At 56.8% G+C, this 20,782-nt stretch carries 16 protein-coding genes and 2 tRNA genes; 10 read left to right on the forward strand and 8 right to left on the reverse strand.

What is annotated here, in order from left to right; genetic code table 11:
• Window positions 1–2: 2 nt before the first annotated feature.
• The 6 genes from Q0I19_RS11070 to Q0I19_RS11095 form a co-directional block, all read right to left on the reverse strand.
• A tRNA-Gly gene (locus Q0I19_RS11070) sits at window positions 3–75 on the reverse strand.
• Between the two features lie 121 nt (window positions 76–196).
• Complete coding sequence (hslO, locus tag Q0I19_RS11075) at window positions 197–1,102, reverse strand: Hsp33 family molecular chaperone HslO (protein WP_294761678.1); 906 nt, start codon at window positions 1,100–1,102, stop codon at window positions 197–199.
• Window positions 1,086–1,862 (reverse strand): class I SAM-dependent methyltransferase, encoded by a 777-nt coding sequence (locus tag Q0I19_RS11080; protein WP_294761676.1) that lies wholly within the window; start codon window positions 1,860–1,862, stop codon window positions 1,086–1,088. The genes hslO and Q0I19_RS11080 overlap by 17 nt, the downstream gene beginning before the upstream one ends.
• A 5-nt stretch (window positions 1,863–1,867) precedes the next feature.
• Window positions 1,868–2,452 (reverse strand): ribosome biogenesis GTP-binding protein YihA/YsxC, encoded by a 585-nt coding sequence (yihA, locus tag Q0I19_RS11085; RefSeq protein ID WP_294761674.1) that lies wholly within the window; start codon window positions 2,450–2,452, stop codon window positions 1,868–1,870.
• Window positions 2,453–2,462: 10 nt separating this feature from the next.
• On the reverse strand, window positions 2,463–4,904 hold the full coding sequence (lon, locus tag Q0I19_RS11090; protein WP_294761673.1) for an endopeptidase La: 2,442 nt from the start codon (window positions 4,902–4,904) through the stop codon (window positions 2,463–2,465).
• Window positions 4,905–4,908: 4 nt separating this feature from the next.
• Entirely contained in the window at window positions 4,909–5,871 is a 963-nt protein-coding gene (locus Q0I19_RS11095) for a diacylglycerol kinase family protein (protein ID WP_294761671.1), read from the reverse strand.
• A gap of 245 nt (window positions 5,872–6,116) precedes the next feature.
• Between Q0I19_RS11095 and Q0I19_RS11100 the strand changes: the two genes are divergently transcribed.
• Window positions 6,117–6,803 carry a DUF421 domain-containing protein gene (locus Q0I19_RS11100; RefSeq protein ID WP_294761670.1) on the forward strand — a complete coding sequence of 229 codons (687 nt, stop codon included), beginning with the start codon at window positions 6,117–6,119 and terminating at the stop codon, window positions 6,801–6,803.
• Between the two features lie 49 nt (window positions 6,804–6,852).
• Here Q0I19_RS11100 and Q0I19_RS11105 read toward each other — a convergent pair whose 3' ends face one another.
• Together Q0I19_RS11105 and Q0I19_RS11110 are read right to left on the reverse strand one after the other, a co-directional pair.
• Window positions 6,853–8,739, reverse strand: coding sequence for a replication initiation protein (locus tag Q0I19_RS11105; protein WP_294761667.1), 1,887 nt, complete (start codon window positions 8,737–8,739; stop codon window positions 6,853–6,855).
• 1,058 nt (window positions 8,740–9,797) lie between these two features.
• The gene (locus tag Q0I19_RS11110) at window positions 9,798–10,826 is read right to left on the reverse strand and encodes a 3-deoxy-7-phosphoheptulonate synthase (RefSeq protein WP_294761663.1); all 1,029 of its coding nucleotides are present in this window, start codon (window positions 10,824–10,826) and stop codon (window positions 9,798–9,800) included.
• A gap of 470 nt (window positions 10,827–11,296) precedes the next feature.
• Between Q0I19_RS11110 and Q0I19_RS11115 the strand changes: the two genes are divergently transcribed.
• The 9 genes from Q0I19_RS11115 to Q0I19_RS11155 all read left to right on the forward strand — a co-directional run bounded on the left by Q0I19_RS11115 (window position 11,297) and on the right by Q0I19_RS11155 (window position 20,139).
• Window positions 11,297–12,217 carry an ABC transporter permease gene (locus Q0I19_RS11115; RefSeq protein ID WP_294761662.1) on the forward strand — a complete coding sequence of 307 codons (921 nt, stop codon included), beginning with the start codon at window positions 11,297–11,299 and terminating at the stop codon, window positions 12,215–12,217.
• 20 nt (window positions 12,218–12,237) lie between these two features.
• Window positions 12,238–13,401, forward strand: coding sequence for an ABC transporter permease (locus tag Q0I19_RS11120; protein ID WP_294761660.1), 1,164 nt, complete (start codon window positions 12,238–12,240; stop codon window positions 13,399–13,401).
• Window positions 13,402–13,412: 11 nt separating this feature from the next.
• Window positions 13,413–14,447 carry an ABC transporter ATP-binding protein gene (locus Q0I19_RS11125; protein WP_294761658.1) on the forward strand — a complete coding sequence of 345 codons (1,035 nt, stop codon included), beginning with the start codon at window positions 13,413–13,415 and terminating at the stop codon, window positions 14,445–14,447.
• Window positions 14,448–15,404 (forward strand): oligopeptide/dipeptide ABC transporter ATP-binding protein, encoded by a 957-nt coding sequence (locus tag Q0I19_RS11130; protein ID WP_294761655.1) that lies wholly within the window; start codon window positions 14,448–14,450, stop codon window positions 15,402–15,404.
• 50 nt (window positions 15,405–15,454) lie between these two features.
• A complete protein-coding gene (locus Q0I19_RS11135) occupies window positions 15,455–17,131 on the forward strand; it encodes a peptide ABC transporter substrate-binding protein (RefSeq protein WP_294761653.1) in 1,677 nt (558 codons plus the stop codon).
• A complete protein-coding gene (locus tag Q0I19_RS11140) occupies window positions 17,131–17,616 on the forward strand; it encodes a peptidylprolyl isomerase (RefSeq protein WP_294761652.1) in 486 nt (161 codons plus the stop codon). The genes Q0I19_RS11135 and Q0I19_RS11140 overlap by 1 nt, the downstream gene beginning before the upstream one ends.
• 192 nt (window positions 17,617–17,808) lie before the next feature.
• Window positions 17,809–17,885: transfer RNA gene (locus Q0I19_RS11145), tRNA-Pro, on the forward strand.
• Between the two features lie 865 nt (window positions 17,886–18,750).
• Window positions 18,751–19,248, forward strand: coding sequence for a type II secretion system protein (locus Q0I19_RS11150; protein WP_294761649.1), 498 nt, complete (start codon window positions 18,751–18,753; stop codon window positions 19,246–19,248).
• A 363-nt stretch (window positions 19,249–19,611) separates the two neighbouring features.
• Window positions 19,612–20,139 (forward strand): type II secretion system protein, encoded by a 528-nt coding sequence (locus tag Q0I19_RS11155; protein ID WP_294761647.1) that lies wholly within the window; start codon window positions 19,612–19,614, stop codon window positions 20,137–20,139.
• Window positions 20,140–20,782 lie beyond the last annotated feature (643 nt).

Consider the following 20,782-nt stretch of genomic DNA (forward strand, 5'->3'; position numbering starts at 1 on the left):
GGAGCGGCCGACGAGGCTCGAACTCGCTACCTCCACCTTGGCAAGGTGGCGCTCTACCAGATGAGCTACGGCCGCATGTTTTGGAGAGGTTTGCTCGGCATCTCTCCGGGCGACGGGTATTATTATATCCAATCCCGGCCGATTTGTCAAGCGTTTTTCTCCAAAATTTTGAACTTTTTTGAAGTTTTTTACTTTTTTACTTATTTTCGTCGTTTTTTTCGGTTTCCGGCCAGTTTTCCAGCAGCTCGTTCAGGTCCACGCGGTACTTTTTGTCGCAGAACTGGCAGTCCACCTCGGCAATGGGGTCCTCGTCCCGCAGGGTTTCCACCTCTTTTTTGCCCAGGCTGCGGATCATTTTTTTCACCCGCTCCTCGCTGCAGTCGCAGCGGTAGGTGACATGGTAGCTGTCCAGAATGTCGGGGGCAAAGCCCTTCAGCGCCAGGTCCAGCATATCGCGCACGGTCATACCTTGCTCCAGCATGGCAGTCACGCTGGGCATGGCGCGGATATTCTTTTCCAGCAGGTCGATCTCGGCGTCGGTGGCACCGGGCAGCAGCTGCACCACAAAGCCGCCCGCACAGCGCACGCTCAGATCCTTGTCCACCAGCACGCCCAAGGCGCAGACGGTGGGTACCTGCTCGCTCACGGCAAAGTAGGTGGTCACGTCCTCGGCGATCTCGCCGCTGGTCAGCGGCACCTGACCGATGTACGGCTCGCGCATCCCCAAGTCGCGGATGACGTCAATGGTGCCGTCCTTGCCGACGGCTGCGCCCACGTCCAGATGCCCGTCGGCGCGCGGGGGCAGCTCGACAATGGGGTTCTCGATATAGCCCTTGACGTTGCCGGTACCGTCGCTGACCGCCACCAGACGGCCTGCGGGGCCGCCGCCCTTGATCTGCACGGTCACCGAGTCCTGCGTGCTTTTCAGCATAATGCCCATAATGGAGGCCGCCGTCAGCAGGCGTCCCAGCGCGGCGGTGGTCACGGCGCTGGTCTTGTGCAGGCGCTCCATCTCGCGCACGATCTCGGTGGAGTCCACACCGTAAAATACAATGCCGCCGTTTTCCGAAATGCCGCGCAGCATATTATGATTCTGTTCCATCAGAGTTTTCCTCCTGTGTGTACTGTTTTACCGCCGTGATGATCCACCGGGGCGAATCCTCGCGCACGGGTCCGAAATCCTCGCCGTCGGCAATTTTGACAGGCTCCAGCCCGTATCGGCGCAGCAGGGTGCAGACGGTGTCCAGCGGGTAGCTGTACTCGCTGAATGTCTCGCGGAAATGCTCGCCGGTTTCGGCGTAGTCGATGTCAATGGCAATGTCCACGCGCCCGGTTTCCTCGTCATAGCGGTTGGTCCAATGGCAGGCGGCGTCCTCGGCCTCAATGTCAAAGGTCCGGTCTGCCAATATGGATTTATGTTTATAGGGTGTGTTCAAATCAAACAGAAATACGCCGTCTTTTTCCATAAAATAGGCGGCTTTTCGCAGCGCTGCCTCAAAGCGGGGCAGGGGGCCGATGTGGTTGTAGGTATCAAAGGTGGACACCGCCGCGCGGATGGTGCCGTACAAGTCCAGCTCCAAAAGATCCTGGCGCAGCAGCAAAAGGCGGGGCAGAACGCCCAGTTCCTCCGCCTTTTCGCGCAGCACGCTCAGCATTTCCTCGCTGCGGTCAATGCCGATCATATCATAGCCGGCCTGCGCCAGCATCAGGGTCAGCTCGCCCGTGCCGCAGCCGAAATCCGCCACAATGCCGTCGGTCACACCGTGGGCGGTCAGCTCACCGCAGACATAGCGGTACAGCGCATCGTAGTCGGCCTCGCTGTTCAGTTCATCGTAAAAATAGGCAAATTCATTGTACGCCATCTGGCTCACCCTTGGGCGCTTTCGTTCAAAAGCGCACGCAATTCCTCCATGCCATAGCCGCTTTCGGCGCTGGTCAAAAACACCTGCTTGCAGCCATAAGGCGCGCAGATACGTTCAAATTCCTGCTTGGTGGCTTCCAGCTGGCTCTTTTTCAGCTTGTCGGCCTTGGTCAGCGCCGCCACAAAGGGAATGTTATGGTAGTGCAGATATTCCAGCATCTGGACGTCGTCGGCGCTGGGGGCATGGCGGCTGTCCAGCAGCTGCACCAGCAGGCAGACCGCGCGATCCGCCTCAAAGTAGCTGTTGATCAGTTCGTCCCAGCGGTCGCGCTCGGCGTTGGATACCTTGGCGTAGCCGTAGCCGGGCAGATCGACAAAGTATGCCGTGTCAATGCGGTAAAAATTGATGGTCGCGGTCTTGCCGGGGGTGGCACTGACGCGCGCCAGATTTTTGCGGTTGCACAGCTTGTTGATCAGGCTCGACTTGCCCACGTTGCTTCGCCCGGAAAACACGATCTCCGGGCGGTCGCTCTCGGGCAGCTGGCGGGATAAGCCGTAGCTTGCCATAAATTCACTTTTATTGTAATTCATAGTCGTTCCTTTACATCACGGCCGAGGGTTCCTTGGTGGCTTTTTCGCCGGCGATCAGGCTGGTGGCGGCGGGCACGGCGGGGGCTGTGCGGCTTGCCGTCTGCCCCGGCATGATCAGCGCATGCTTCAGCACCTGCGAAAGCTGCTCCACGGCAATAAACTTGACCTTCTCCTTGACCTCGTCGTCCACCTCGTGCAGGTCCACGGCGTTGTCCTTGGGGATCAGCACCGTGGAAATGCCCTCACGGTAGGCGGCCATGCTCTTTTCCTTCAGGCCGCCGATGGGCAGCACGTTGCCGTGCAGGGTAATTTCGCCGGTCATCGCCAGGTCGTGGCGCACAGGGTAGCCCGACAGCGCCGAGATCAGCGCCGTGGTCAGCGTCACACCGGCCGAGGGGCCGTCCTTGGGCACTGCGCCCTCGGGGGCATGGATATGGATATCCAGCGTTTTCAGCTTGTCGGCGGCAATGCCGTACTGCTCACCGTGAACGCGGGCATAGCTGACAGCCAGCTGGGCGCTCTCCTTCATGACATCGCCCAGGCTGCCGGTAATTTCAATTTTGCCGCTGCCGCCGGGAATGACGGCCACCTCCACGGGCAGCATCTCGCCGCCGACACTCGTCCACGCCAGACCGTTGGCAATACCCACGGTGTCCTTGCGGGAGATAAAGGTCGGCTTGACCTTTTCGGGACCCAGCAGCTGCTTGACGGCGGAGGCGGAGATGCTGATCTTCTCGCTTTCACCGGCGGCGATCTTCTGGGCGCACTTGCGCAGCACCGAGGTGATCGTGCGCTCCAGATTGCGCACACCCGCCTCGCGGGTGTAGCCGTCGATGATCTCATACAGCGCCGAGGTCGTCATCGTGACGTGACCCTCCAAGCCGTTGTTCTTCAGCTGCTTGGGCAGCAGGTGGCGCTTGGCGATGTTGAATTTTTCGGTGCGGGTATAGCTGGGCAGCTCAATGACGTCCATACGGTCGTACAACGGGCCGGGAATGGTCGAGGCATCGTTGGCGGTGGTGATGAACAGTACCTCGCTCAAATCAAACGGTATATCGAGATAATTATCCTTGAAAGTGCGGTTCTGTTCGGGGTCCAGCACCTCCAGCAGCGCGCTGGAGGGGTCACCCTTGTAGTCGCCCGCCAGCTTGTCGATCTCGTCCAGCAGGATCACGGGGTTCGCGCTCTTGGCGGTGATCATGGCGCTGATGATGCGGCCGGGCATAGCGCCGATGTAGGTGCGGCGGTGGCCGCGAATTTCGGCCTCGTCATGTACGCCGCCCAGACTCATGCGGGCAAACTTGCGGCCCATGCAGTCTGCGACCGAGTGCGCAATGCTCGTTTTGCCCACGCCCGGAGGCCCGACCAGGCAAAGGATCTGCCCCTTGACGTCGCTGTTCAGCTTGCGCACCGCCAGAATTTCCAGGATACGCTCCTTGACCTTCTGCAGGCCGTAGTGCTGCTGATCCAGCACCTTGCGGGCATGCGCCTGATCCAGATCGTCCTCGGTCGCGGTGTGCCACGGCAAAGACAGGCAGGTGTCCAGATAATTGCGGATCACGCCGGTCTCGGGGGCGCTGCTCTGCATACGCGCCAGGCGGTCGCACTCCTTCAGCAGCTTTTCGGCGGTGTCCGGCTCCAGCTGCAGCTCCTCGATCTTGCGGCGGTAGTTGTCGGCCTCGGCGCGGGTGTCCTCGGCATCGCCCAGTTCCTCGCTGATAATGTGCATCTGCTCGCGCAGGTAGTATTCGCGCTGACCCTTATCCATCTGGGCATTGACCTTTTCATCCAGGTCACGCTCGATCTCCAGAACCTGGCACTCCTCGCGCAGAATGGTCAGCAGCTTTTCCAGACGGTTCAGCAGGCCGGTCTCGTTCAGGATGGTCTGCTTATCCTCGTAGCGCAGCAGAAGGTTGGCGGGCATATACTCGCTCAAAAACAGCGGATTGTCGGAGGAAAGGATGTTGTACACCACATCCTTGGACAGCTGCGGGCTGAAGGAGAGATACTCCTCAAAGCTGTCCTTCAGGCTGCGCACCAGCGCCTCGCACTGGGTACGCTTGTCGGCGGCGATGCCCCGCACGGGGGCCGGGCGCACCGATGCCTGCAGGTACTTGCCCTCGGTTTCCAGTTCCAGCAGGCGGGCGCGGGTCTTGCCCTCGACCAGCACCTTGACCAGATCGTCTGACACGCGCAGCGCCTGCTTGATGTCGGCGATCACACCGTAGGCATACAGATCCTCGCGGTTGGGTTCCTCGGTGTCCATCTCCTGCTGGGCCACCAGAAACACACTGCTGTTGCCGTGCATGGCGGCCTCAATGGCGGCGATGGATTTTTCGCGGCCCACCTCAAAATGTACAACATTGTTGGGAAAGACCACCAGCCCGCGCAGGGCAATGACCGGCAGGTGCACCACATTGCGGGCAATTTTGATTTTTACTTTTTCGGACATTTGCTTATTCTCCTATGGTCTGTAAAACGCGGTTTTCGGTGCAGACGCCGCGGGGCAGCAGCAGGGTAGCGGCCCCCGGCACCGCCTCGGCGCGGATATGCCGCTGGGGCGAACACTCGCCGTCCAGGGTGGTGATCAGCGGGCGGTTGTCCTGCACGCGTATATCAATACTCTTTGTGCGGAAAAACGTCATGTACGGCGCAAACGGTTCGGTAATGGTATCGTCGGGCAGAAGATGCGCGCCCTTTTTGTACGCACCCAGCAGCCCCGGTAATCGTATGCGGGGCACAGGCTTCAAAAGAACCACATCCAGCAAGCCGTCGTCCATGCGGGCGTTGGGGGCGGCACAATAGCCGCCGCCGTACTGCTGACCGTTGCAGACGGCCAGCATCATAAAGGTGCCTTCTATGTCGATATGGTCGGCACGGATGCGCAGCCGATGCCGGAACGAGCTGCACACCGCCTCCAGAATGGAGAGGGTGTACGCCGTGCTGCCGCCGCAGAAGGGGACACGCCGCCATTTGGGGATGCCGTTGGCGACCTGCGCGTCGATACCGGCGGCAAAAATATCAATGCCGTAGCCTTGGGTGCTGCGGATCAGGTCGGACTGTACCTCTTTTGCCTGCAGCTGGGCCTCGATATCCAAAAAATCCGCCGCTGTGCCGAAATTGCGCACATAGTCGTTGCCGCTGCCGCAGGGCACACAGCCCACCGCCGCGTTGGCATACCCGGCCACACCCTGCAAAACCTCGTTCAGGGTGCCGTCGCCGCCGCAGGCAAACAGATGTACCTTTTGCCCGCCTGCCGCGTATTTTTCGGCCATCTCGCGGGCCTGCCCGGCATAGGCCGTCTCGTAGATTTCCACGGGAACACCTGTATTTCGGGCGGCCGCCCGAATCTTCGGCACAAGCTCCTCCGCTGCATTTTTGCTGCCCGCCGTAGGGTTGATAAAAAATACGGTCTGCACCGCTGCATCTCCTTCTTTTTGCTTTGCTTTCCCTATGGGCCGTGGCCGCACACGCTAAAAATATGCAGCAATACCCTATGATATAGGTATTGTATATTGTAGCGTATTTTCGCAAAAAACGCAAGAGGTCGGCAAAAAATGCCGCCCCGCGCCAAAATCGGCACGGGGCGGGGGATAAAAACCGTTCCAACGTATAAAATTGCAAAATCGGCATATACTAGCCCCCATAAAAGGAGGCGCGTTTTATGCAGCAGGTTTTTGCGGATATCGGCAAGGTGGCGCTGTGCAGCCTGTTTTCCATCGCAGTCATGTTTTTTCTGACGCGGGCGGGCGGTAAGCGGCAGATCGCCCAGCTCAGCCCGTTCGACTACCTCAACGCGGTCACCATCGGCTCCATCGCGGCCGAGATGGCCACCAATCTGGAGCAGTGGTACCGCCCCTTTACCGCCCTGCTGGTGTACGGCGCCGTGACCTGGGCCGTGCAGGTATCCTCCTGCAAAAGCATTGCCATGCGCAGCTTCTGGAACGGCCGCACCCTGATTTTAATGGACGAAGGCACGATTTTCAAGGAAAATCTGTCCCGCGCCAACATTGACATCAACGAGTTTCTGGCCCAGGCACGCATCGCCGGGTACTTCGATCTGAACGACATCCAGACCGCTTTGCTGGAAAACAGCGGCCAGATCAGCTTTTTGCCCAAAAGCGATACGCGCCCCGCAACACCCACGGATCTGCAGCTGCATCCGCAGCCCGCCTCGCCGTGGTACGATCTGATTCTGGACGGCCGCACCATGCAGGACAACCTCAAGGCAGCCGGGCGCACGCTTTCCTGGCTGGATGCGCAGCTGCACGCTGCGGGCATCGGCCAGCGCAGCGAGGTGTTTTACGCCGCCTGCGACCGCGGCAACGGCTTTTTTGCCTGCCGGCGGTAAGGGCAGGTCACAAAACACCCCCGCCGTTGCTCGGCGGGGGCGCGGTTTCTTATCTGTCCTCAAACTCATCCAGCCAGCTGAAACCCTTTTTCGGGGGACGGCTGCCGCCCTGTTCCTTGCGGGCGTTGTGCTCCGCCATCACGGCGGCCGGCATCAAAAGCGCCTTTTCCACCTCGGCCTGGAATACCAGCTTGGGGTTCTTGATGCGGGGGTTTTTCATCAATTCTTTCCAGTAGGTATCGTAGTCCATCATCACGGCCATCGCCTCAAACAGCGGGGTCAGCCCGCCGTAGCGGCCGATCACCTTATTCAGCGCGCCGATAAACTGCATGTTGGCCTTGCCGTCCATCATGCCGTCGTCCTTGCCTTTTACGTTGCGGCGGCAGAAATATGCCGTCATCTGCAAAATATCGTCCAGCGCCTCCATCTGCCCGGTGGTCAGCTTTACGCTCAACTCGTCCAGGTCGGTATAGCGGTTCAGCGCCGCCAGCATGGATTTTTTCGTCTCGGCGTCTGTGTAATTCAGCATATCCTGCGCAGGCTCGGCGGTTGTCTCGACAAAATCCGCCTCCACGATATCCGGCTTTTCCGGCGGCGGGGCTTCCTCGGTCAGCTGTTCGGGCACACCGCCCACCACATAGATGCGGTAGTTTTCCAGATCCTCCAGGATGGCCTTGTACAGGTAGGGCAGGGGAGCATTTTTGGTGCGCGCGGTGGGGATGACCCGCATGGCGTAGCGGTTGGCAACGCCCTCAAACCAGCGGCGCAGCCCGCCGCAGTTGTCGATGACGTTGTTCATCGTCTGGAAGAACAGCGCGTTGCCGCCGTCGATCATCTTGTCGTTGGCGCCGCCCTTGCCCGCCATCTTGGCCATCGTGTCGATCATCGTATGCACGGCGGCCATCTCGTCGGGCATCAGGGTCTTGGCCAGCTTTTCGATCTCCGCCTTGACCTCGATCTCCCGCGCCAACAATTCCGGCGTAGCACCGTAGGAATAGGGGATCGTCGTCTCCGGCACCGAGACATATTCCAGCGTCAGTACATCCGGGTCGTCGTCCAGCGTGCCGTAGTCCATCTCCATCTTGCGCTTGCGCATCTTCCTGGACATGGACTTGGTGATTTCCTCCAGCTTGTTATCGGCCACCTGTTCGTCCACCGGCTCGATGGTCACGGCAATGGCGATCACGCGCTGGCGGTCTTTTTCGTAGACCTCGTAGTCAAAAAAGATGTCGGTATGGCCGTTGATCTCACTTTTCGCCTTGTCCAGCACGGTGCGGCGCACATGCGCCCAGTTGGCGGCGTTGCAGTCCACCTGCTTTTTCAGCGTGTCGATGTTCCACACCAGCGGCTCGCCCTTCTGCTTTTTGCTCAGATACAGGTTCTGGTAGCTCTTGCACAGCTCGTAAATTTTCAGGCTGTACTGGCTTTTCATCGGCAGGGTGTAGGTGATGTTCATCGTGGTGTAGAACTCTTTGAGCTGGATCAGATGCGGCTTCAGCGATTGATCCAGCGTCAGCACGATCTTGCCCGTTCCCTCGTCGATGGTGGCGGAACTCAGCCAGCGGAACATCGTGATTTTCTGCGTGCCCGCCAAGCGGATCCACTGTACCTTGGCGTTGGCGATATCCTCAATGTTCTTTTTGACCTGCTTGTACATCGAGCCGTTGTGCGGGTCGACGCCGCAGAGCTTCAAAAACTCGTAGATGGACATCTCGTAACGGGGCAGCTCGGTGTCGCTGGGCTTGATCATCGCAAAGATGTGCAGCATCAGCTTTTGCTGGCTCAGTGTCAGGCTGTACATGGCGTTCTGGATCAGATCATTGCTCTTGCGCACAATGGTCTGCCCGCCGCGCCCGCTGAAGGTCGCCACAGGGACCATCTTGTCCGACACTTCCGGCTGCGGATTTTCGGGGATTTGGCTGTCATTCGTGGCCATACGGCATACCTCGATCGTTTTCTGGATTTCCAAAGTTCAACATTGTCTGTAATCATAGCAGATTGTGCCTTGTTTGTCAATTATTGTAACATTCGGCACATTTCCTGTTTTGCGCCGAAAATCCCCGTTTGTCGGATTTTACTCTCTTAGAGCTTTTATTATTTTAGAAAATAGGATGAACTGTGCCGTGGATAACAACCGAATTGTGCCGGGCATAACAAGGGTTTTGTGCCGGGCATAACCACACAACTGTGCGCGGCCAAACAATGTGCCGTGCCTAACAACGGGGCAAACTGTGCCAAAGATAACAACACAAGGGAAAATTGTGCGCAGCATAACAACCCCCCAACAAAAATTCCCAACTGTGTCGTGAATAACAACCGTTGGCATTCTGCACAGAGCCACCACAAATTGTGTCCGCGCTTACAACCCACCACAACTGTGCCGAGAATAACAACCCAAGCCGAAACTGTGTCGTGAATAACAACAGGGGATTTTTTTGAATTGTGCCGTAAATAACAACAGTTTTTGAATTGTGCCGAGAATAACAACCCAAAAACAAAATGTGCTGTAAATAACAACAGGGAAATCCCAAACTGTGCCGTGTTTAACAACACTTGAAACTGTGCCGTGAATAACAACTCCAGCGCAAAAATGCAGCGGTGTATCGATAACCAACAGGCGAGGGTTTGCCGGTTTTTCCGCCAAATGTGCTGCCGATAACAACCCCTGCAAATTGTGCCGGGAATAACAACCCAAAACCAAACTGTGCCGTCGATAACAACCCGGTTTTCCGTGCAAAAAGGGGAAATGTGCCGTAAATAACAACGGTTTTGCCCTGTGTCGGGAATAACAACCCTCGCCTGGAAAATCCAAACTGTGTCGTGAATAACAACCCGCCAATTGTGCTGCCGATAACAACGGTTGACGCGCAAACTGTGCTGCGAATAACAACCCGCGACGCAAAAAATCCACGGCGAATTGTGCCGTGGATAACAACAAAACAAGGGAAAGCCGCAGCCTTCCCTTGCTTCTTATTATAATAGGTAGATCTTAAATCAAGCCAGCTCGGCGATTTCGTATAGCAGCTTTTCGGTATCCTCCCAGCCCAGGCAGGGATCGGTGATGCTTTTGCCGTAGCAGTGCTCGCCGATTTTCTGGCTGCCCGGCTCGATGTAGCTTTCGATCATCAGGCCCTTGACCAGGCGGCTGATGTCGCTGCTGTGGCGGCGGCTGTGCAGAACCTCCTTGGCAATGCGGATCTGCTCCCGATACATCTTGCCGGAATTGCTGTGGTTGGTGTCCACGATGCAGGCAGGGTTTTGCAGGCCGCGCTGCAGGTACAGCTCGTTCAGAAGGCGCAGATCCTCGTAATGGTAGTTGGGAATGGTCTGGCCGTGCTTGTTGACTGCGCCGCGCAGGATGGTGTGGGCCAGCGGGTTGCCGGGGCACTGGGCCTCCCACCCGCGGAAGATAAAGTCGTGGGGGACCTGGGCAGCCACAACGCTGTTCAGCATAACGGTCAAGTCGCCGCTGGTGGGGTTTTTCATGCCCACGGGGACGTCGCAGCCCGCCGCGACAAGGCGGTGAAACTGGTTTTCGACCGAGCGCGCACCCACGGCAATGTAGGACATAATGTCGGACAGATAATCCAGGTTATCGGGGTACAGCATCTCGTCGGCGGTGGAAAAGCCTGTCTCCTGCAAAACACGCATGTGCATATGGCGTATGGCCAGAATACCCTCCAGCATGTCGGGCTTTTTTTCGGGGTCGGGCTGGTGGATCATGCCCATGTACCCCTCGCCGGTGGTGCGGGGCTTGTTGGTGTAGATGCGGGGCACAATGACCAAACGGTCGGCCGTGCGCTCCTGCACGGGCATCAGGCGGGACACATAGTCCACAACAGCGTCCTCGTTGTCGGCGCTGCAGGGGCCGACCAGCACAAGAAATTTATCGCTCTCGCCGGTAATGATTTTTTTGATTTCCTCGTCGCGGGCTTTTTTGCGCTCGATTAGCTCCGCAGCCAGGGGAAATTGGTGCCGGATCACATTGGGCGTCGGCAGCTCGGTAACATAGGTCATTCCCATAAATTTTAACTCCCTCTGAAAATTCATTGCAAACAGTATCAGTATAGCGCAAATTCTGCGTTTGTGCAAGAAAAAACGCAAACACTTGCAGACGCGGCATTTTGCCGACCCTGACGGCCGCAGCTGCGTCAGGACGGAAGGGCAAACAGACTATTTTATGTGTTGCGTAATCTGCAATAATATATTGTTAAAATTGACACACAAATCACTTTAGGGCATTAAAGTACAAAAGGTATGGGCAAGGTGGGAAGTTCTTTGTGCAACCGTACAGAATCGTGTATTTTCTTGCAAAAAAGGGTGACAATCGTTTCCGTTCGGTGTATAATACCCACATGTTCACGCAGCGAGGCGCCGTTCTATAATTCAGGCGGCGCCTTTATGCTAAAAACAAATGTGCGCCGTGGGCAAACGTTTTCCCGCTGCGCAGAACACAGGCAATGTATCGTTTGGCGAAAAAGAGGGGAAACCAAATGCTGAAATTCATCTTAAAACGCATCGGAACCATGCTGGTGGCTATGTTTATGATCATACTGCTGACATTTACCCTGATGCACGCAATACCCGGTGGGCCGTTTACCAACCCCAAGGGCATGTCCGAGGAGGTCCTGGCCGCCATGGAGGCCAAGTATGGGTTGGATCAGCCGATGCCGGTGCAGTTTGTCAATTATCTGGGCAACCTGCTGCACGGTGATTTGGGACCTTCGTATAAATATACAGGTAAGACGGTCAACGATTTTATCGCCACGGGCGCACCGGTGTCCGCCAGGCTGGGCTTGGTCACGCTGGTGTTCGTACTGCTGACCAGTATTCCCATGGGCATTCTGGCGGCGCTGAAAAACAACCGCTGGCAGGATATGCTGCTCATGGCGGTGGCGACCATCGGCGTCACGATACCGTCCTTCGTCATTGCCTCGGTGCTGATCTATGTGTTTGCCTTTAAGCTGAACGTCCTGCCCACCTTCGGCCTTGACAGCTGGAAAAGCTACATTCTGCCCGTTGTGGCCATGGGCGGTTACTCGGTCAGTTATATGGCGCGTCTGATGCGCTCCAGCCTGCTGGAGGTCATGGGGCAGGATTACATCCGCACGGCCCGCGCCAAGGGGCTGACGGAATTTGCCGTTGTCACCAAACATGCGCTGCGCAATGCGCTGATCCCTGTCATCACGGTGCTGGGGCCTACGGTAGCGGGGCTTTTGACCGGCAGCTTTGTCATTGAAAAAATCTTTGCGATTCCCGGTATCGGATACTATTTTGTCAACAGCGTTACACAGCGCGATTACACCACCATTATGGGCGTCACGGTCTTTTTTGCGGCGTTCCTGATGGCGATGGTGCTGCTGGTCGATGTCTTTTACTGCCTGATCGACCCACGCATCCAGTTTGACGCATAATTTTGGGGGAGAGGGAAATCATGGCAGAAATTACCGCACAAAACAAATGGGAACCGCTGGCAGCGCAGGCCGCCGACCGCGAAAAGATCTGGTCAAAAAGCCGCACCTTTGCCGGGGACGTCTGGTTCCGCTTTCGGCACAAGCCCACGGCGATCGCCGGATTTATCCTGATTGTGGTATTGGCGCTGTTTGCGCTGGTCGGTCCGCTTTTTACCGCGTATGACTATGCCCAGCAAAATCTGGACGTCGTCAACATCCCGCCGGTCATGAAGGTCTATCAGGCACCGGACGGCGGCTACCTTTATATAACCACGGCGCTCAAGCTCGTTCGTGTGGACGAGAACGGCAAGCTGCAGGGGCAGCTCAAGCGCGTGCGTGAGGAGGACGCCAAAAGCATGACCATCTACGATGCCGGCGGCACCGAGGTGGCGCTGTACTACGGCGGCAGTACCTACGTTGTGGCGGACGAGACCACCGGTAACATCTACCCCTCGCGGTATATCCACAACGGCTCGTACCTGCTGGGCACCGACTCTCTGGGCCGTGATGTGCTGACCCGCTTGATGTACGGCACCCGCATTTCGCTTATGGTCGCCCTGATGGCCACGCTGGTCAACATGGTCATCGGCATTCTGTACGGCGGCATTGCCGGGTATGCGGGCGGCACCGTTGACACCGTGATGATGCGCATCGTGGACATTATCTCCACCATTCCGCTGACCCTGTATGTGATTCTGATCATGCAGGTGCTTGGCTCCGGCTTGCAGAGCATCGTCGTGGCGCTGGGCAGCGTCTACTGGGTGGACATGGCGCGCGTTGTGCGCGGGCAGATTTTAAGCCTGAAACAGCAGGAGTTCGTGCTGGCTGCCAAGACCATCGGCTCCTCGCCCAAGACGATTTTGTTCGAGCACCTGATCCCCAATGCGCTTGGCTCGATTTTGGTCACCATGACGATGCTGATCCCCTCCGCCATTTTTATGGAGGCGTTTTTGGGGTATCTCGGCATCGGCCTGCAGCCCCCGCTGGCCAGCCTTGGCACAATGTGCAACGATGCCTCGGCCAACCTGCGCACCAGCCCGCATGAATTGCTGTTCCCGGCGCTGATGATCTGCGCCATCATGTTTGCCTTCAACTTTGTGGGCGACGGTCTGCGCGATGCGCTGGACCCGAAATTGAAAAAGTAAGGGGAATCCCAATGAGCGAACCGATTTTACGCGTCGAGGATCTGAAAACCTCGTTTATGACCTCGGCCGGGGAAGTACAGGCCGTGCGCGGCGTCAGCTTTACGGTGCATAAGGGCGAAATTCTGGGCATCGTGGGTGAGAGCGGCAGCGGCAAAAGCGTTACGTCAATGTCTGTCCTACGTCTGCTGGCGGACACCGCCCGCATCAAAAGCGGCAAAATAGAGTTTGAGGGGGCCGACCTGACCAAGGTCAGCGACCGCCAAATGCGCGAGATCCGCGGCCAAAAAATTGCCATGGTGTTCCAGGACCCCATGTCCAGCCTGAACCCGCTGATTCCGGTGGGCAAGCAGGTGGCCGAGATGATTCGGGTGCACCACCCCGACATCAAGGCCGACGAGCTGAAGGAAAAAACCCTGCAGCTGTTCAAGGACGTGCGCATCCCCGAAGCTGAAAAGCGGCTGAAGGCCTACCCGCACGAGTTTTCGGGCGGTATGCGCCAGCGCGTTATGATCGCCATGGCGCTTGCCAACCACCCCGACCTGCTGATTGCCGACGAACCGACCACGGCGCTGGATGTGACGATACAGCATCAGATTTTGCGCCAGATGCGCGCTTTGCAGCAGGAATACGGCACCAGCATTATCTTTATCACCCATGATTTGGGCGTTGTGGCCGAGCTTTGCGACCGTGTGGTCGTCATGTACGGCGGTCTGGTCATGGAACAGGCCAATATCAACGACCTGTTTGAAAACCCGCTGCACCCCTACACCATGGGGCTGCTGGCATCGGTGCCGGGGCTGAACCAGGACAAAAGCGAGCGCCTGCAATCCATACCCGGCAGCCCGCCCGACATGACCCGCCCGCCGCAGGGCTGCCCCTTTGCCTCCCGCTGCGCCTATGCCCGCAACATCTGCGCGCAGGAGTGCCCGCCCTTTGTGGAGGTGGGCAGCCGCAGCGCCCGCTGCTGGCTTTTGCAGCCCGACGCCCCGACCGAGGGCAACCCCCTGCATGAAAAACTGGCCAAGGCGAAAGGAGGCGCACAGTAAATGGAACAGCCCATTTTGCAGGTCGAACACCTGACAAAGTTTTTCCCGGCGGGCGGCAAGGCCGAAGTCCACGCCGTGGACGATGTCAGCTTTACGTTGCGCCGCGGCCGTACCTTTGGCCTGGTGGGGGAGTCCGGCTGCGGCAAAAGCAGCTGCGCGCGCACGGTCATCCGTATCTATGAGCCGAGCGCCGGCAAAATTTTGCTGGACGGGCAGGACATCGCCCACATGAGCCAGCGCCAACTGCAGCCCATCCGCCGCAAAATGCAGATGATTTTTCAGGACCCCTACGCATCGCTGAACGCCCGCATGACGGTGCGGGACATCATTGCCGAGCCGCTGAAAGCCCACCACGTCTGCAGCTCCCGCCATGACATGGACGATAAAATTTTTGCCATGCTGGAGCGTGTGGGCCTTACCGCCGAGCACGCGGGCCGCTATGCGCATGAGTTTTCCGGCGGTCAGCGTCAGCGCGTCGGTATTGCCCGCGCCCTTGTGCTGAACCCCGAACTCGTCATCTGCGACGAGCCGATCTCGGCGCTGGACGTTTCCATTCAGGCGCAGGTCGTCAACCTGCTGCGCGACTACCAGCAGGCCGAGGGCACGTCCTATCTGTTCATTGCCCATGATTTGTCGATGGTGCGTTATGTATCGGACGATGTGGGCGTCATGTACCTGGGGCAGCTTGTCGAGACCTGCGAGGCTAAGGAAATCTACGACCACCCACTGCACCCCTACACACAGGGACTTCTGAGCTGCATCCCGGTGGCCGACCCCAAGCTGGCCCGCGCGCAGGAAAGCGCCGGTATCGAGGGCGACCTGCCCAGCCCGGTCAACCCGAAACCCGGCTGCCGATTCTGCACCCGCTGCCCCTACGCCAAGCCCATCTGCGCCGAGCAGACCCCCGCCATGAAGGAGGCCGCCCCCGGACACTTTGTGGCCTGCCACCTATACTAAGGTTTACCGCATTTCGCGTTAAACATACAACTTTAGAGAGAGGGAATATCATGAAAAAGAAAGCTTTCAGCGCCGTACTTGCCGGCGCCATGGCTGTTTCGCTGCTCAGTGCATGCGGCGGCAACAGCCAGCCCCAGAACATCGCCGATGTCTCCGGCACTGCCTCCAGTGAGCCTGCCTCCGCAGCGACCTCGGCAGAACCCGCCGCCCAGGAAATGACGTTTGTGCTGAACAACATTCCGGACGGTCTGGACCCCACCGTGACCAACAACTCCTTTGCGCAGTATGTAATTCTGAACTGCTTTGAAGGTCTGGTCACCTATGACAGCACCGGTGCCGTTGTGCCCGGCAGTGCCGAAACGTGGGATATCAGCGATGACGGCCTGACCTACACCTTCCACCTGCGTGACGGCCTGAAATGGAGCGACGGCACCGACCTGACCGCCGACGACTTTGTCTACTCCATTCAGCATGTACTGACCCCCGCCACCGGCGCCCAGTACGTCAGCATGGTCACCGATTACATCAAGGGTGCGCAGGAATATTACGACGGCACCGGCACGGCCGAGGACCTCGGCGTAAAGGCTGTTGACGCCAAAACGCTGGAGATCACCCTCAAGCAGCCGACCTCCTACTTCATCGACGTGCTGAGCATGTGGGTCTATGACCCCATCCAGAAGGCCACCGTTGAGGCCAACGGCGATGCCTGGTCCACCAAGGCAGAGACCTATGTCGGCAACGGCCCCTTCAAGGTCACCGGCATGAGCATGAACGAGAACGTCATCCTTGAAAAGAACGAGAACTACTGGAATGCCGACAACGTCACGCTGGACAAGCTGACCTTCCGCTATGTCCTCGACCAGGCCACCGCCCTGACCGCCTATGAGTCCGGCGAGGTCGACGGCGTTATCTCCATTCCGTCCTCCGACTACGCCCGCCTGAAGGCCGACAAGGCCGGTGTGCAGACTTCCCCCAGCTACGGCACCGTCTACTACAACATCAACTGCTCTGCCGCCCCGTTTGACGATCCTCTGGTCCGCAAGGCGCTCTGCCTGGCCATTGACCGCCAGTCCATCATCGACAACGTGGTACAGGTCGACGCCCAGCCCGCTTACAGCTTCCTGGCTCCCGGCTACGTTGTGGACGGCAAGGACATCACCGAGGGCCGCAGCGACTACGGCCTGTCCGCCACCGCCGATGTCGAGGCTGCACAGGCTGCACTGGCCGAGGCCGGCTACCCCAACGGCGAAGGCTTCCCCACGCTGCACCTGAGCTACTATGACAACGACACCGTCAAGAAGATCGTCGAGGCTATGGCCGAAATGTTCAAGAACAACCTGAACATCAACGTGGAAGTCTCCTCTGCCGACTGGGGCATCTTCTACGACAGCGTCGTCAAGGGCGATTACGAGGTCTGCGCCATGGGTTGGAGCGCTGACTATGTCAACCCCATGAGCTTCCTGCCCCTGTTCAAGACCGGTGACTCCACCAACAACGCCTTCTACTCCAACGCCGACTATGACGCATTGGTCGAGCAGGTCATGACTGAGAGCGACCCCGCCAAGGCAGCCGAGCTGACCATGCAGGCCGATGCCATTGTCTCCAATGATTACGCCTGCCTGCCGCTGTACTATAAGTCCAACAGCTACCTCATGCACGACAACATCAGCGGCTACTTTATGAATGCCTCCGGTGGTCTGTACTTCAAGGATGTGAAGGTTTCCTGATGCGCTGTATCATTGAAACGAAGGGCTTCGGGGATATGGTGTTCACGCTGTATCCGGAGTTCGCACCCATCACGGTGGCCAACTTCGTCAAGGTCGCAAAAAGCGGCTTTTACGACGGCCTGTGCTGGTGCCGCATCGTTAAGGATTATGTCATTCAGGGCGGCTCGCCGGACAATGACATCATGACCGACAGCGATTGGCACATAAAAGGGGAGTTTGCCGAAAACGGTGTACCCAACCCGCTGAAACATATCCGCGGTGCACTGTCGATGGCGCGTGACGATGACCCCGACACCGCCGGCACCCAGTTTTTTGTGGTGCACAAGGACGCCTCCAAGCTGGACGGCCGCTACGCGGCCTTTGGCGAGATGGAAAGCGGCTTTGAGGTGCTGGATGCCATCGCCAGCCAACCCACCTACGGTGCCGAAACTTGGAATAAACCAATCGACATGCCTGTCATCACCAAAATCACCATAGAAGAATAAGCATCGGCAGCCGCTGCACAGCGGCTGCCGATTTGTTTGTTGCAGGGCATGGTATCATAGGTTGATTTTGCAAAATGTTTGCCGAAGATGCGATGAATTTTAACTTTTTCTAAAAAAATCGAAAAAACCTGTTGACATTTTCCGCCCTATCAGCTATAATAAACAAGCTGATTCGAGACAGCCCAGTGATGACCGGGTGTAGCGCAGTTTGGTAGCGCGCTTGAATGGGGTTCAAGAGGCCGTGAGTTCGACTCTCGCCACTCGGACCAGACAGTTGGCTGTCAGAACCGGCGAAAAAACGTCAGATTCTAATGAATCTGGCGTTTTTTGTTTTTCATGAGCGCAGGTAGGGGCGGGGCATGCCCCGCCCGCAAGCCAACGGTTCCAGCAACATTACGGTTCTGTATCGTAGGGAGGGGTCTTGACCCCTCCTTGCTGCCTTACGGCAATAACAACATTACAGGTAGGCCGTAGGGGCGGCATATATGCCGCCCGTTGCAGCCGTCCCGACAACGCAACCTAACGGGCAAACCGCACGGGACGCATGTATGCGTCCCCTACAAACCTGCCGGAAATAGGTGCTTTGCCTACAACCGCTTTTCATCCGATTACTTGTAGGGAGGGGTCTTGAACCCTCCTTTTCACGTTGAAACCACCGCCCGCCGCCCCTGTAAAACACGCATCCTACCGTAACTCGTAGGGGCGGGGCATGCCCCGCCCGCAAGCTAACGGCTCCAACAACATAACGGCTCGGCACCACCTTGCCAAAATCCCTATATATATTATATATATAAATAGGTACACGCTGTGTGGGGGACACACCCCGCCCCTGCCCACCTGCCCACCACGCCGACCGCAAAATATGTATGGTTTATCCTCGGCTATCGATGCGCCGTATAACAATACAACGTAAAATGGTCGTTTTTGGCCGTTTTTCCGCCGTGGGCGCACAACCGCGCGGAAATTTATCCCCCGAATATAACCTGATTCGGAATCAATCAACCCCGTTTTGCCAATAACAAATATTTTTTGCGAAAATGCGCAAAGGTTCTTGCAAAATGTCGGATATTTGTGTTATATTATAAGTATTACAAGCACACGGACGAAAGTGTGCAAAAAAATGGAGGAATTATCATGTTCGAGAAGATTCGCAAGATGAAGAACCAAAAGGGCTTCACCCTGGTTGAGCTGATCGTCGTTCTGGTCATCCTGGCCATTCTGGCAGCCCTGCTGGTGCCCGCCCTGACCGGCTACATCGACAAGGCCAACAAGGAAAAGGTCATTGCCACCACCCGCATGGTCGTCATGGCCGCCCAGACCGAGGTTTCCGAGAAGTACGGCCTGAAGGCCAGCGGGGAACTTACTCCTGTTACTTTGGCTAAGGCGGCGACAAAGACTGGCGGTACAAACGGTGTTTCCGATAGTATTGACATTGACCAGATTGCCAAGTTGGCAGAGGTTGCTGACAAAGACGCTAACTTTGTGAATGGTGTGACGAAAATTTCTGTGACCTACGACAAGAAGGGTCATGTTACTCAAGCAGAGGTTGAGCAGAGCGGTTTCAAGTGCATCTATAAGGCCACTCCTAGTACTGGTGAGGATAAGTACACGGTTACCGATACCCGCAGCTAATATCACCACAACATAATCTTCCGGCCCGATGCTTAGGCATCGGGCCTTTTGTTTTGCGGATACAGACCACGGACAATGCCACCGCAAAATATGTGCGCTCCATACAATACAAGCGTAACATCGCATAACAATACAGCCCGAAATGTTGCGTTTTTGCCCGCTTTTTGCTCTTTTTAATGCATCGCGTGTTATTTGTCGGTGAAAAGAATAGCCTTTGCGGCAGTTCATGGGGGAAAATCGTCGAAAATCAAATAATTTTTGCGAAAAAATAAAATGGCTGTTGCAAAATAGCAGGGGTTTGTATTATAATAAATATAAGAAACGCACGCGGACGAAAGCGTGCAAATAAATGGAGGAATTATCATGTTCGAGAAGATTCGTAAGATGAAGAACCAGAAGGGCTTCACCCTGGTTGAGCTGATCGTCGTTCTGGTCATCCTGGCCATTCTGGCAGCCCTGCTGGTGCCCGCCCTGACCGGCTACATCGACAAGGCCAACAAGGAAAAGGTCATCGCCACCACCCGCATGGTCGTCATGGCCGCCCAGACCGAGGCATCCGAAAAGTACGGCCTGAAGGCTGACGGTAAGCTGAATAACGGAACCGAGTTTACGTTGGACTTGAAGAAAGGCACCACGGGCGATGCAGCTACCGGCACGAAGGAGGCTGTTGATGGTATCGACATTAAAAATATTGCGGTTCTGGCAGAAATTGCAACGAAAACTGCTGATACAACTCCTGTGTACAAGTTTGTCAACGGCGTGACCGCGATTACCGTAAAAATTGATGGCAAGGGTCATGTAACGGGTGCAACTGTCACCCAGAGTGGCTTTACCTGCACCTATGATGCAAATGGCAGTGGCGACAAGTACACTGTCCCCGACAAGGCATAAATCTCAAAGCTGTAACCTTCCGGTCCGATGCTTAGGCATCGGGCCTTTTGTTTTGTCAATCTGTTTTCAATAGCAAATTCGCGCCGCTGCCTGATAGGGTCATATGCCGTATCACCACACATTACAACTCTGTATCAACACCAACCGGTAGGGGCGGGGCATGCCCCGCCCGCGAGTATACGGCAATAGCGACATTGCGGGTAACCCGCTCGTATGGCTTCCCCCTTTGGGGGAAGCTGTCACCGCAGGTGACTGATGAGGGGGAACTTTGCGGCAATATCAATTTTGCGGGTACTCCGTAGGGGCGGCATATATGCCGCCCGCTGCAGCCGTCCCGCTAACGCAACCTAACGGGTAAAACGCACGGGACGCATGTATGCGTCCCCTACAAATATCCCGGAAACTGACTATATAAATAGGTAACGTAGGGGCGGGGCATGCCCCGCCCGCGGGTTTTCGTAACCCGCAACCTTACGGTTTATATCTTGCCATTCCCGCAACCTTCCCCACAAATTGTGCTTATCCGTCAACAAAACCACAATATACACACTGCCCAAAAATTCCGTCCGAAATTTGTCAAAAAATTCAAAAAACCTGTTGACAAAGTACGACTACCTGTGGTAATATAATCAAGCTGTCCCGC

The organism is uncultured Gemmiger sp. (assembly GCF_934561205.1).
In the GTDB taxonomy this organism is placed as follows: Bacteria; Bacillota; Clostridia; order Oscillospirales; family Ruminococcaceae; genus Gemmiger.